At 71.3% G+C, this 12,894-nt stretch carries 12 protein-coding genes; 11 read left to right on the forward strand and 1 reads right to left on the reverse strand.

Annotated features, from left to right (window positions below):
- The first annotated feature begins 74 nt into the window (after positions 1-74).
- From ABD289_RS21505 to ABD289_RS21515, 3 genes are all read left to right on the forward strand, one after another.
- Positions 75-1,778, forward strand: a complete 1,704-nt coding sequence (locus ABD289_RS21505) for a TIGR03767 family metallophosphoesterase (RefSeq protein WP_344135932.1) — start codon at positions 75-77, stop codon at positions 1,776-1,778.
- Between the two features lie 99 nt (positions 1,779-1,877).
- The gene (locus ABD289_RS21510; RefSeq protein WP_344135935.1) at positions 1,878-2,750 is read left to right on the forward strand and encodes a universal stress protein; all 873 of its coding nucleotides are present in this window, start codon (positions 1,878-1,880) and stop codon (positions 2,748-2,750) included.
- A gap of 98 nt (positions 2,751-2,848) precedes the next feature.
- Complete coding sequence (locus tag ABD289_RS21515) at positions 2,849-3,979, forward strand: NDMA-dependent alcohol dehydrogenase (RefSeq protein ID WP_344135938.1); 1,131 nt, start codon at positions 2,849-2,851, stop codon at positions 3,977-3,979.
- On the opposite strand, the gene mftR is transcribed toward ABD289_RS21515, so the two are convergent.
- Positions 3,973-4,563, reverse strand: coding sequence for a mycofactocin system transcriptional regulator (gene mftR, locus ABD289_RS21520; RefSeq protein WP_344135941.1), 591 nt, complete (start codon positions 4,561-4,563; stop codon positions 3,973-3,975). The two genes, ABD289_RS21515 and mftR, sit on opposite strands and share 7 nt — an antisense overlap.
- Positions 4,564-4,667: 104 nt before the next feature.
- Between mftR and mftA the strand changes: the two genes are divergently transcribed.
- The 8 genes from mftA to ABD289_RS21560 all read left to right on the forward strand — a co-directional run bounded on the left by mftA (position 4,668) and on the right by ABD289_RS21560 (position 12,893).
- The gene (mftA, locus tag ABD289_RS21525) at positions 4,668-4,772 is read left to right on the forward strand and encodes a mycofactocin precursor MftA (protein ID WP_344135944.1); all 105 of its coding nucleotides are present in this window, start codon (positions 4,668-4,670) and stop codon (positions 4,770-4,772) included.
- Entirely contained in the window at positions 4,757-5,053 is a 297-nt protein-coding gene (gene mftB, locus ABD289_RS21530; protein WP_344135947.1) for a mycofactocin biosynthesis chaperone MftB, read from the forward strand. The genes mftA and mftB overlap by 16 nt, the downstream gene beginning before the upstream one ends.
- A gap of 273 nt (positions 5,054-5,326) precedes the next feature.
- The gene (gene mftC / locus ABD289_RS21535; RefSeq protein ID WP_344135950.1) at positions 5,327-6,511 is read left to right on the forward strand and encodes a mycofactocin radical SAM maturase; all 1,185 of its coding nucleotides are present in this window, start codon (positions 5,327-5,329) and stop codon (positions 6,509-6,511) included.
- A 2-nt stretch (positions 6,512-6,513) separates the two neighbouring features.
- Positions 6,514-8,433 (forward strand): mycofactocin system FadH/OYE family oxidoreductase 1, encoded by a 1,920-nt coding sequence (locus tag ABD289_RS21540; protein WP_344136746.1) that lies wholly within the window; start codon positions 6,514-6,516, stop codon positions 8,431-8,433.
- Positions 8,430-10,373, forward strand: coding sequence for a mycofactocin system FadH/OYE family oxidoreductase 2 (locus ABD289_RS21545; RefSeq protein WP_344135952.1), 1,944 nt, complete (start codon positions 8,430-8,432; stop codon positions 10,371-10,373). The genes ABD289_RS21540 and ABD289_RS21545 overlap by 4 nt, the downstream gene beginning before the upstream one ends.
- Positions 10,370-11,326 carry a mycofactocin-associated electron transfer flavoprotein alpha subunit gene (locus ABD289_RS21550; protein ID WP_344135954.1) on the forward strand — a complete coding sequence of 319 codons (957 nt, stop codon included), beginning with the start codon at positions 10,370-10,372 and terminating at the stop codon, positions 11,324-11,326. The genes ABD289_RS21545 and ABD289_RS21550 overlap by 4 nt, the downstream gene beginning before the upstream one ends.
- The gene (locus ABD289_RS21555; RefSeq protein ID WP_344135956.1) at positions 11,319-12,593 is read left to right on the forward strand and encodes an FAD-dependent oxidoreductase; all 1,275 of its coding nucleotides are present in this window, start codon (positions 11,319-11,321) and stop codon (positions 12,591-12,593) included. Before ABD289_RS21550 ends, ABD289_RS21555 begins: the two co-directional genes overlap by 8 nt.
- A 9-nt stretch (positions 12,594-12,602) precedes the next feature.
- On the forward strand, positions 12,603-12,893 hold the full coding sequence (locus ABD289_RS21560; protein ID WP_344135959.1) for a ferredoxin family protein: 291 nt from the start codon (positions 12,603-12,605) through the stop codon (positions 12,891-12,893).
- The last annotated feature ends 1 nt before the right edge of the window (position 12,894 follow it).

Genomic DNA, 12,894 nt, shown 5'->3' on the forward strand with positions numbered 1-12,894 from the left:
ATCGAGGTGTGCGGCCTCCGGAAAACATGAAAAGGTTTCTGATCGACTGATCGGAAATCGAAACCGGGGCGGACATGGCGGGTATCAGCAGGCGCGGCTTCCTGGCCGCGGCGGGGCTCACCGGAACGGCCATCGGCAGCGGGTTGCTCGGTGGCGCGGCGTGGGCGCGCTCGGCGCGGTTCGACGCGGCGGGCACGACGCTGGAGGCGGCGGCCCGGCCCGCCGCGGGCGACGGGTACCGGCGGCTGACGGCCGGTGCCGGCTGGCCGCAGGTGGTGCGCACCGAACTGGCCCGGGCCGCGGCCGGGCGCGCGGACCGCAGGCGCTCGCTCGCGGCGTTCACCCAGTTCACCGACCTGCACCTGACCGATGCGCAGAGCCCGGCCCGGTTCGAGTACCTGCACCCGTTGGCCGGCGGCGCCTTCCGCCCGCAGGAGGCGCTCGGCGGGCTGGCCGCCGCGCACCTGGTGCGACGGGTCAACGCGCTGCGCAGGGCCCCGGTCACCGGACGCCCGATGGACTTCGCGATCACCACCGGGGACAGCACCGACAACCACGAGCTCGCCGAGCTGGACTGGTACTTCTCCGTCCTCAACGGCGGCCGGTTCACCCAGAACACCGGCGATCCGAGCGCCTACGAAGGCGTGCAGAACTCCGGCGACCCGTTGTACTGGCATCCCGAGGGCGGCGTCGCGGACGACTTCCGCGGGCGGGGATTCCCGGTGCTGGACGGCTTCTTCGCCGACGCGCTGCGACCGGTCGACAGCCCTGGGCTGCAGATCCCCTGGTACGCGGTGTTCGGCAACCACGACAACAGCGTCATGGGGACCATCGCCGACGAGGCGATCCCGCGCCTCGCCGATTGGTACACCGGCGATCGCAAGATCATGGGCCGCGACGAGCGGGAGTCCCGGGCGGTCGCCGAGATGCTCGACGGGCGGCGCGAGGTATCACCCGCGCTGCTGCTGGGCGGCAACGGCATCGGGCGCACCGTGACCCCGGACGAGCGCCGTCATCCGTTCACCACCGAGGAGTTCATCCGAGCGCACCTCGACCCGGACAACACCGGTCCGGGGCCGGCCGGGCACGGCTTCGACGCCGACGACCCCGCGCCGCACTACACCTTCGGCATCGCGCCGGGCGTGACCGGCATCGCGCTGGACAGCACCAACACGGCGGGCTTCGCCGAGGGGTCGCTGGGGCTGCGGCAGTACGAGTGGTTGAAGCGGGTGCTCACCCGCGGCAGCTCGCGCTACTACGACCTGGTGGGACGAGAGCAGCGCCGATCGGTCGACGACGAGCTGTTCGTGCTGTTCAGCCACCACACCAGCGGGACCATGACCGCCCTGCTGCCGGACTTCCGCGATCCGGGCGAGCCGCGGGTCGACGGCGCGGCGGTGGTGCGGCTGCTCAACCGCTTCCCGAACGTGCTGGCCTGGGTCAACGGCCACACGCACAGCAACGCCATCACCCCGCATCCGGCGAACGACCCGGCCTGCGGCTTCTGGGAGATCAACACCGCCTCGCACGTGGACTTCCCGCAACTGGCCAGGGTGATCGAGGTCGCGGACAACCGCGACGGCACGTTGTCCCTGCTGACCACCCTGATCGAGGCGGACAGCCCGTACCGGGCGGACTACGACGATCGTTCCCCGGAGGCGCTGGCCGCCCTCTACCGCGAGTTGTCCTTCAACGACCCGCACACCGACCTCGCCCAGCTCGGCGGCTACCCGGACCGCAACGCCGAACTGCTGGTCCCGGGCCGCCTGCCCGGCTAGGCGCGGACTCCTCCGGGGAGCGGGCCGAGCTCCGGCCGCGCGAGCACGCCGCGCGTCGACGACCCTGGTGGGGTGGCGACCACACCGGGAGGTTCGGGCATGAGCGGCGTCGTGGTGGGCATCGACGGATCCGCGGTCGCGCGCAACGCCGCGGCGTGGGCGGCGGGGGAGGCCGCGCGCCGCGGCTGCGAGCTGCGGATCGTCTACGCCGATCAGACCGCGCAACCGGTGCTGACCGGTATCACGGGGTTGCACTGGCCGCAGGAGAACGCGAATCGGGTTCGCGAGCAGGTGCGCAGCTGGCTGGACCAGGCCGAAGCCGCAGCCCGCGAGTTCGCCGGGGTGCGGGTGGTCACGGCCTCGCAGCCGGGAACGCCGGAGAAGGTGCTCATCGACGAGTCCGCCGAGGCGGACCTGCTGGTGGTCGGCGACCGCGGCTTCGGCGGATTCGCGGGCCTGCTCGCCGGTTCGGTGGCGGTCAAGGTGGTCGCGCACGCCTGGTCATCGGTGGTCGTGGTGCCCGACGTCGGCGATCCGCCGCGGTTTCCGATCTCCGGCCCGGTGGTGGCGGGTGTCGACGATCCGTTCTCGGCCGTCCCGGTGCTCGACCGGGCGTTCGCCATCGCCGACGGTCTCGGCGTGACGCTGCGCGCCGTGCACGCCTGGGAGATCGTCGGGCTGGATCTGAAGTGGTTGCGCTCGCGGCTCCCCGAGGGGGAACTCGCGGAGGTCGAGCAGCGCTTCCTCGCCGATGCTCTCGCGGGCGGGGCCGAACGGTTCCCGGACGTGACGGTCGAGCGGGTCGTGCGCCGCGGCGCGGCCGTTCCCGAGCTCCTCGCGCAGGCCGCGGACGCCCAGCTCGTGGTCGTCGGCGCGCACGGCAGGGGCGGAGTCGCGGGCGCCCACCTCGGCTCGACCAGTCACAAGCTCATCCACCACGCGCCGTGCCCGCTGCTCATCGTGCGCCGGTAGAGCCTTGCCCCGATCGTGCCCGCTTCCTTGACTTCGATGTGAGCGGCTTCTCATGCTCAGCTGGCGATGCGTTCTTCCCCATTCAGCGAGGAGTGGCAATGAAGACGAAGGCCGCGATTCTGCACGGGCCCGGCGAGGACTGGGAGATCGAAGAAGTCGACCTGGGCGATCCGATCGCCGGGGAAGTGCAAGTCAAGCTCGCGGCCTCCGGCCTGTGCCACTCCGACGAACATCTGCGCACAGGGGCCACGCCGATCGCTCTCTACCCCGCTCTCGGTGGTCACGAGGGTGCCGGGGTGGTCACCAAGGTCGGGCCCGGTGTCTCCGGGATCGAAGAGGGCGACCACGTGGTGCTGGCATTCATCCCCGGTTGCGGTACCTGCCGGGCGTGCGCGCGGGGGCAGCAGAACCTCTGCGATGCCGGTGCGAACCTGCTGACCGGCCAGTCCATCTCGGGCGGCGACTACCGGATCACGACCTCGGGTGGGGACCCGGTCGCCCCGATGTGCCTGCTGGGGACCTTCGCGCCGCACGTGACGGTCAACCAGGCATCGGTGATCAAGATCGAGCACGACATCCCGCTCGACAAGGCCGCGCTGCTGGGCTGCGGGGTCTCCACCGGCTGGGGTTCGGCCACCGAGATCGGCGGGGTCAAGGCGGGCTCCACCGTCGTCGTGGTGGGCATCGGCGGCGTGGGGATCAACTCCGTGCAGGGCGCGGCGGCGGCGGGCGCGCGCTACGTGGTGGCCATCGATCCGGTCGAGTTCAAGCGGGACAAGGCCGTGGAGTTCGGAGCCACCCACACCTTCGCCTCGATGGAGGAGGCGCAGGAAACCGTCGCGGAGCTGACCTGGGGTCAGTTGGCAGATCCGGTCATCATCACCGTCGGCGACACGACCGGTGAGCACCTGCAGCCGGCGTTGTCGATGACCGCCAAGGGCGGCCAGACCGTGGTCACCGGAATGGGCCACTTCGAACAGGTCGACGCGAAGGTGGCCTTGTTCGAGCTGACCCTGCTGCAGAAGCGGCTGCAGGGAGCCATCTTCGGCGGGATCAGCCCGCGCACCCAGATCCCGCGGCTGCTCGAGCTCTACCGCCACGGCGTGCTCAAGCTCGACGAACTCGTGACCACGACCTACAAGCTCGAGGACATCAACCAGGGCTACCAGGACATGCGGGACGGCAAGAACCTGCGCGGGCTGATCGTCTACGGCGACCAGGACTACTGACCGTTCGGCGGCGATGCGTGGGCTGCGAGCTCGCGCATCGCCGTGTCCAGCAGCTGCGAGAGCTCCAGCTCGGGCCGGGCGAGCCACTGGTGGTAGGCCGCCACCGCCACGCCCAGGGTCGCGTGCGCGATCGTCTGCGGTGTCAGCGAATCCTGCGGCACGTTCAGCCGGTCGGCCACGAACTCGGCCACCACCTCCCGCCACGACTGGAACCGCAGCGTCGAATGCGCCTGCAGCGCGGGCACTCCCAGGATCAGACGCATCCTCCTGCGGTGCCCCGCCAGCTGCTCGTCCGGCACCCGGTTGAACTCGACCACGCAGTGCCGCACCGCGTCCAGCAGCGGCAGGTCGCGCGGCAGCGCGCGGAATTCGGCGCGCATCCGCTCCAGTCCCGCGTCGAAATCGCCCCACGGGATGTCGTTCTTGGACGGGAAGTAGTGGAAGAACGTGCGGCGCGCGATGCCGGCCGCCGCGGTGATGTCGGCGATCGTGGTGTGCTCGAAGCCGTGCTCGTCGAACAGTTCGAAGGCGGTCTCCTCCAGCTCGGCCGCGCTGGTGATGTTGCGCCGACCTGCGCGCGGCATTGGTCCGGATGTGTCACTTCGCAACGGGTTTCGCTCCAGGTCTTTAAAAATGCACTCGGTGCAAATACTGTGTCGAGGGTAGCTCGAACTGTGAGGAGCATCGCATGGCTGACGAACAGAACGAACTGAGCACCACCACCGAACCCGCCGTCGAGGAGGAGCTCCTCGTCGAAGAGGTCTCCATCGACGGGATGTGCGGGGTCTACTGATCGTGGCCGCACCGGTGGAATTCGACGCGAGCGTCGGCTACCGGCTCAACCCGCAGGTGGCGCTGCGCCCCGAGCCCTTCGGGGCGCTCGCCTACCACTTCGGGAACCGGAAGCTGTCGTTCCTCAAAGTGCCCGAACTGGTGGAACTCGTGCGCGAGCTGGAGGACCACCCCAGTGTCGAGGACGCCCTGCAGGGCTTTCCCGAACAGCGACGTCCGCAGTTCCGGAACGCGTTGGCGTCCCTGGCCGCCTCCGACATGATCCGGCCGCAGGCGGAGTGACCGTCTCCGGCTTCCGCTCGCCCGGCCGATTCCGCCGGGCGGTTCCGAAGCACCGCGCGGCCGCAGGATCCGAAACTCGAACAAGGGGACACCAGTGCGGGCTTTGATCCGCGATTTGAGCAGCGGCCCGCGCGGCGCTGCGGCTGTCCTCGCCCGGCGACGCCTGAAAGCCCGCGGCGGTGCAGGCTGAATCCCGCACCGCGTGCGGCGGGCGCCGCATCCTGAAAGGACCCCTGAGGCACCTAGCTGACAACGACGTCCCGTGGAGCCGAAATGACCAGCACAGCACCGGTACCTTCGCTGGTGGAGCAATTCAAGGGCGGCCTGGACGCCCCCATCTGCCTGACCTGGGAATGGACCTACGCCTGCAACCTGGCCTGCGAGCACTGCCTGTCCTCGTCCGGTCGGCGCGACCCGGACGAGCTGTCCACCGCGGAGATGAAGGCGGTCATCGACGAGCTGCAGCGGATGCAGGTCTTCTACGTCAACGTCGGCGGCGGCGAACCGACCGTGCGCCCGGACTTCTGGGAACTGCTGGACTACGCCATCGACCACCAGGTCGGCGTGAAGTTCTCCACCAACGGTTTCCGCATCGACGCCGAGAACGCCCGCAGGCTGGCCGCGACGGACTACGTCGACGTGCAGATCTCGCTGGACGGCGCCACGCGCGAGGTCAACGACGCGGTGCGCGGGCCCGGTTCCTACGACATGGCGATGAGCGCGCTGCGGAACCTCGCGGACGCGGGCATGCCGGAGATCAAGATCTCGGTGGTGATGACCAGCCAGAACGTCGACCAGCTGGACGACTTCAAGGCCATCGCGGATCACTTCGGCGCGCAGCTGCGAATCACCCGGTTGCGGCCCTCCGGGCGCGGCGCTGACGTGTGGGACGAGCTGCACCCCAGCGACGAGCAGCAGCGCCAGATCTACGACTGGTTGGTGCGGCACGGCGATCAGGTGCTGACGGGCGACTCGTTCTTCCACCTCAACGCGCTGGGCTCCACACCGCTGCAGGGGCTGAACCTCTGCGGCGCGGGCCGGGTGGTGTGCCTGATCGATCCGGTCGGCGACGTCTACGCCTGCCCGTTCGCGATCCACGACGTGTTCAAGGGCGGAAACGTCCGCGAGGAGGGCGGTTTCACCCACGTGTGGCAGGAGTCCGAGCTGTTCACCGAACTGCGGGAACCGCAGTCGGCCGGGGCGTGCGCCTCCTGCTCGGCCTTCGACGCGTGCCAGGGCGGGTGCATGGCGGCCAAGTTCTTCACCGGCCTTCCGCTCGACGGCCCGGATCCCGAGTGCGTGAAGGGCCACGGGCAAACCGCTCTGTCCCTCGTGGACAAGGGCGACCTGCCCAAGGCGGGGCAGGACCACTCGCGCGGCTCGCAGAAGCGCCAGGTCGGGCTCGGAATGCCGACCGTTCCGGCGAAGCCGTGCGACTCCAGCCCGCTGGTGGGTTGACCGTGGCCCTGACCGAGGGCATCGGGATCGGTACGAGTCGCGCACCGTCGCGCGTCCTCTTCGGGCCGCACGAGACGAATCTCGCGCGCGAACGCGACATCTCGGACCGGCACGTCGCCTACTACGCCGCGCGCGCGGCGGGTGGCGCGGGCGTGCTGGTCACCGAGACCGCGAGCGTGCACGATTCCGACCGCCCCTACGAACGCGCACCGCTGGCCCGCGACTGCGGCCCGGGCTGGGCCGCGGTCGCCGAGGCCTGCCGGCCGCACGGGACCGTGGTGCTCGCCGGGCTCGGGCATTCCGGTTCGCAGGGATCCTCGGCGTTCTCCCAGCGCGCGCTGTGGGCACCTTCGAGGGTGCCGGACGTGGCCTCGCGGGAACTGCCGATGGAGATGGACCAGCGGCACGTCGACGCGCTGGTCGCGGGCTTCGGCGCCGGTGCGGAGGCGGCGATGCGCAGCGGCCTGCACGGCGTCGAGGTGCAGGCGGGGCAGTTCTCGCTGGTGCGGCAGTTCCTGTCCGGGCTGACCAACCAGCGCGGCGACGAGTACGGCAGCGACCGCACGCGGCTGCTGCGCGAGGTGCTGGCCGCGGTTCGCGAGGCCGCGGGAACCGGGATCGTGGGACTGCGCCTGTCCTGCGATGAGCTCGCCCCCTGGGCGGGCATCACCCCGGAGGCCGCGCCGGAGATCGTGGAAGCCGCTGTCGAGTGGATCGACTACCTGGTCGTGGTCCGCGGCTCGGCGATGGGCGCTTCGGCGACCCACCCCGACCTGCACACCGAACCGGGCTTCAACATCGACCTGTGCCGGGACGTGCGGGCGGCGGTCGCCGGCCGGGTCCCGGTGGTCCTGCAGGGCAGCGTGGTCGACCCGGACCAGGCCCAACGGGTCCTGGACGACGGGGCCGCCGACCTCGTCGAGATGACCCGGGCGCAGATCGCCGAACCGGACCTGGTCGCCCTGCTGCGCGCGGGCGAGCGCGAGCGCATCCGCCCCTGCGTGCTGTGCAATCAGAAGTGCCGCGTCCGGGACAACCGGAATCCGCTGGTCAGCTGCGTGGCGAATCCGGTAGCGGGGCACGAGACCGAAGAACCCCCGATGATCGGGCTTCCGGACTCGCGGAGCCCGGCCGAAGCCGACCCGGTGCTGGTGGTCGGGGGAGGCCCCGCCGGTATGGAGGCCGCCCGGGTGCTGGCCTCGCAGGGGCGGCCGGTCGAGCTCGTCGAGCGCGCGGATCGGCTCGGCGGCATGGCGTCGCGCGCCGCCGAGGTCGGCGGCCGGGGAAGGCTCCGGGAACTGGTCGACTGGCAGAGCGCCGAACTGCGGCGGCTCGGCGTGCGGGTCCGCCTCGGCGTCGAGGCGGGCGAGAACGACCTCACCGACCGCGAGGTGCTGGTGGCGACCGGTTCGGCACCCGGGCCGCGAAGCTACGAGATCCGCGGCGGCACCGTCCTCGACGTCACCGAACTGCTCGACGGCGCGGAGACCGCCGATCCGGTGCTCGTGTTCGACCCGGTCGGCGACGCCGTCGGCGTGGGGATCGCCGAGCTGCTGGCCGGACGGGGTTCCGCGACCGCGATCGTCACCCAGGACCAGGTCGTGGGAACGCAGCTGGCCATCACCGGCGATCTGGCCGATGCCAACGCGCGGTTGCAGCGGGCGGGCGTCGCCCTGCAGAAGCGCTCGCTGCTGCGCGAGGTGCACGCCGACCACGTGGTGCTGGAGGACGTGTTCACCGCGGAACGCCGCGAGGTGCCCGCCGCCACCGTCGTCCACTGCGGACACCGGCTGCCGGACACGAGCCTGCCGGCGGAGCGACGCGCGGGCGACAACGTGGCGCCGCGGACCGTGCACGAGGCGATCCTGGAAGGTCGGCGCGCCGCGCAGCGGATGTCGGTACCGGTGGGAGGGCCGCGATGACGCGCTACCTGTTCTCCCCGTTGCGCCTGGGCCCGGTGACCGTGCCCAACCGGATCGTCTTCTCGGCGCACCTGACCAACTACGCCCGCGACGGCCACCCGACCGAACAGCACGCGGCCTACTACGCCGCTCGCGCCGAGGGCGGGTCCGGTCTGGTGATCACCGAGGAGCACTCCACCCACCCCACGGACTGGCCCTACGAGAAGCTCATCCACGGGTTCCAGCCGAGCGTGGTCGCCGGCTACCGGCGCATCACCGAGGCGGTGCACGCGCACGGCGTGCCGGTCTTCGCGCAGCTCAACCACAACGGCGGCCAGGCCTCGTCGATGTACTCGCGGCTGCCGGTGTGGGCGCCCTCGCCGGTGCCGGACCCGATGTTCCGCGAGGTGCCCAAGGCCATCGACGCCCGCGAGATCGCCGAGGTGGTGGCCGGTTACGGCACGGTCGCCGGGCACTGCGCCGAGGGCGGTTTCGACGGCGTGGAGCTGCAGTGCTCGCACTCGTCGATCGTGCGCGGTTTCCTCTCCCCGGCCACGAACCTGCGCACCGACGAGTACGGCGGTTCGCTGCGCAATCGCGCGCGCGTCCTGCTGGAGATCGTCGACGCGGTCCGCGAGGCCATCGGGCCGGACCGGGCGCTGGGCGTGCGGATCTGCGGGGACGAGCTCATCGAGGGCGGTACCACCATCGACGAGGCGGTCGAGGTTGCCCGCATGGCCGAGGCCACCGGCGAGGTCGACTACATCAACACCTCGATCGGCGTGGCCACCTCCACGCTCTACATGATCGAGGCGTCGATGGCGATCCCGCCCGGATACGCCCTTTTCATCTCCAACGCGATCCGGCGCGCCGTGGACCTCCCGGTCGTCGGCGTCGGCCGCATCAAGGACCCGCTGCAGGCCGAACGCGCCCTGGAGGAGGGGCACTGCGACCTGGTGGGGGTGGTGCGCGGCCAGATCGCCGACGCCGACTTCGCGGCCAAGGCCCGCTCCGGGCACTCCACCGACATCCGCACCTGCCTGTCCTGCAACCAGGAGTGCGTCGGCCGGATGGGGCTCAACCGCTGGCTCGGCTGCATCGAGAACCCCCGCACCGGAAAGGAATCCGTTCCGCTGCCCGCACCGAGGGCGCGCAAGCGGGTGCTGGTCGTCGGTGGCGGGCCCGCCGGGTTGCAGGCGGCCTCCACGGCCGCCGAGCGCGGGCATCACGTGACCTTGTTCGAGCGGAGCCCGCACACCGGCGGGCAGGTCGCGCAGGCCGCGAGCGTGCCGAGCCGGGCGGAGTTCCTCGACGTGGTGCGCAATCTGCGCGCCGAATGCGAGCGCTACGGCGTGGATCTCAAGACCGGCACCGAGGCGACGGCGCGGCTGCTCCGCGACGAGCGCCCGGACGCGGTGGTGCTGGCCACCGGCGCACGTCCGCAATCGCCCTGGTGGGCGGGGGACCTGGAGCGCGTCGTCGACGTCCGCGAGGTGCTCGCCGGAGACGCCGAACCCAGCGGACGGGTGCTGGTGGTCGACGAGCTCGGTTTTCACCAGGCCACCTCGGTCGCCGAACTGCTCGCCGACCGGGGCTGCTCGGTGTCGATCAGCACCCCGGGGATGGTGGTCGGCCAGGACCTCGGCATCACGCTGGACCTGGAGACCTTCAACGTTCGTGCGCACGCCAGGGAAATCGGGCAGCGCACGGACGAGGTCGTCCTGGGAGCCGCGGCCGACGGCGGCGGGGTCTCGGTGCAGATCCTCAAGCACACCACCGGCGAGCACACCGAGGAGACCTTCGACTGGGTGGTGTGCGCGGTGCACCAGAGCCCCGTCGAGGAGCTCTGGCACGAACTGGCCGAGGCGCCGTTCCCGGTGCACCGGGTCGGCGACTGCCTCACGCCCCGCCGCGCGCACGCCGCTGTGATCGAGGGGCATCGAGCGGCGGTGGAACTATGACCGAGCACCCCGAGCTGCCCGAGCTGCTGGCCGTGGTCGTGGTCCGCGACGGAACGCTGCCGCGGGGCGCCGACGAAGCGGTCGCCGAGGCCCGCGGGGCGGTCCTGCTCGCGGGCACCGGAACCACCGCCGCCGCGGGCGAGCTGATCGCGGCCACCAGCACCTGGACGCTCGAGGCACCGGTCGCACCGGGATCGCTGGCGGCGACGCTCGCGCCGCTGCTGGAGCGGGTGCGGGTCGTGCTGCTGCCGGCAACACCCGATGGCCGCGACCTGGCCCCCAGACTGGCCTTCGCCGCGGGGCGGGAGCTGTACGCGAGCGCCACCCGCTGCGACGCCGGCACGGCCGACCTCGCCAGGCTCGACGACGCGCTGGAAATCCGCGTCCGCCTCCCCGCGGCGGCAGTGGTCACCCTGATCCCGGGGTTGCGGGGCGTGGAGCACTCCCGGCAGCCACCCGAACCCGTGGCGCTGACCGGAGCGCACGAGGGCCCCGCTCCGCCACGGGTGCACGACGCCGAGGTCGTGGAGGTCGTCGCCGCCGAGCCCGAGAGCGTCGAGCTCGAGGAGGCCGAGCGCATCTTCGGCGGGGGCGCTGGTCTGGTGGGCGCCGACGCGGACGGCGCCGCCGCGCTGCGGACCTTGACCGAGGTGGCCGCCGCTCTCGGGGCATCCGCCGGGGCGACCCGAGTGGTCACCGACGCGGGCTGGGCCGGGCACGACCGCCAGATCGGCACCACCGGTGCGATGGTCGAGCCCCGGTTGTACGTGGCGTTCGGCGTCTCCGGGGCGACCCAGCACACCGGTGGCCTCGGCAGACCGGAGCACGTGGTCAGTATCAACACCGATCCGTCCTGCCCGATGACCGCGATGGCCGACCTCGGGATCGTCGCCGATGCGCCCGAGGTGCTGGCCGAGCTGGCACGCCGATTGCTACGGAGCCGAGATGGCTGAACGCACCGACGCCGTGGTGGTCGGCGCCGGCCCCGCCGGATCCGCCGCCGCGCTCGAACTCGCCCGCGCGGGGCGCGAGGTGATCCTGCTCGAACGCGGCCCGTTCCCGGGATCGAAGAACGTCTACGGCGGCGTGGTCTACGGGCGGGTGCTCGACGACGTCCTGCCCGAGTGGTGGCGCGAGGTCCCGGTGCAGCGCTGGGTCACGCGCCGCAGCACCATGATGCTCACCGACAAGCAGGCGCTCACAGTCGATTTCCGCACCGAGGACTGGGGATCGGCCCCGTACAACGGGATGACGACCTACCGCGCCGAGTTCGACTCCTGGCTGGCGGGCAAGGCCGTCCAGGCCGGGGCGAAGCTGGTGACCTCCACGGTGGCCACCGAGCTCATCCGGGAGAGCGGGCGAGTGGTCGGGGTGCGCACCGATCGGCCGGATGGCGACATCCGGGCCGACGTGGTCATCGCCTGCGACGGGGTGAACTCGTTCCTGGCCAAGCAGGCCGGACTGCTGCCGGAAACCGACCCGGGAAACCAGACGCTGGGGGTCAAGGAAACCCTCGCGCTGCCGCGCACGACGATCGAGGAGCGCTTCGGGCTCACCGGCGCGCACGGAGCCGATTTCGAGATCCTCGGCTGCACCGGCGACATCCCGGGAGGCGGGTTCCTCTACACCAACCGGGAGACGATCAGCGTCGGCGTCGTGCTCTCGCTGACCGGTCTGACCGAATCGGGGCGGCGTCCCGAGGAGGTGCTGGCCGGGCTCAAGGAACACCCGGCCATCGCGCCCTACCTGCGCGGTGCCGAGCTCAAGGAGTACTCCGCGCATCTCATCCCTGAAGGCGGATACCGCAGCATGCCGAAGCTCTCCGCGCCGGGACTGCTCATCGCGGGTGATGCGGCGAGCATGTGCCTGGCCGCCGGGATCTGGCTGGAGGGGGTCAACTTCGCCATCGGCTCGGGCCTCGCCGCGGGACGCGCGGTGGCCGAGGGGCGTCCCGACGGCTACCGCGAGCGCCTGGAGAACGACTTCGTGCTCATCGACCACAAGAACCTGCAGCGCGCACCGCACCTGGTGCTGTCCGACCGCGTCCAGCAGCAGTACCCCAAGTTGCTGTGCGACTTCGCCCAGGGCGTGTTCACCGTCGGCAACCCGAAACCGAAACCCGGTATGCGCAAGCTTTTCCGCGACACCGCAGCCCGCCACGGGGTGAAGCTGCGGCAGCTGGCCGCGGACGCCTGGGCGGGACTGCGCACCTTCGGCTGAGGAGCGAACATGACCTACCGCGACATCGCCTTCGACGACCGGATGGACACCGTCGACTTCGACGTCGGCGACCGCCCGCACATCACCGTCGACACCGACATCTGCCGCTCCTGCACCACCAAGGCGTGCGTGCCGGCGTGCCCGGCGAAGCTGTTCATCCCCACCGGGGACGGCGGCATCCTGTTCAACTACGAGCAGTGCTTCGAGTGCGGGACGTGCTACCAGGTGTGCAACTCCGAAGGGGCCATCAGCTGGACCTACCCCGATGGCGGGCACGGCGTGGTGTTCCGGAAGGGCTGAC

The sequence above is a fragment of the Saccharopolyspora halophila genome, from assembly GCF_039531955.1.
Taxonomy (GTDB): Bacteria; Actinomycetota; Actinomycetes; order Mycobacteriales; family Pseudonocardiaceae; genus Saccharopolyspora; species Saccharopolyspora halophila.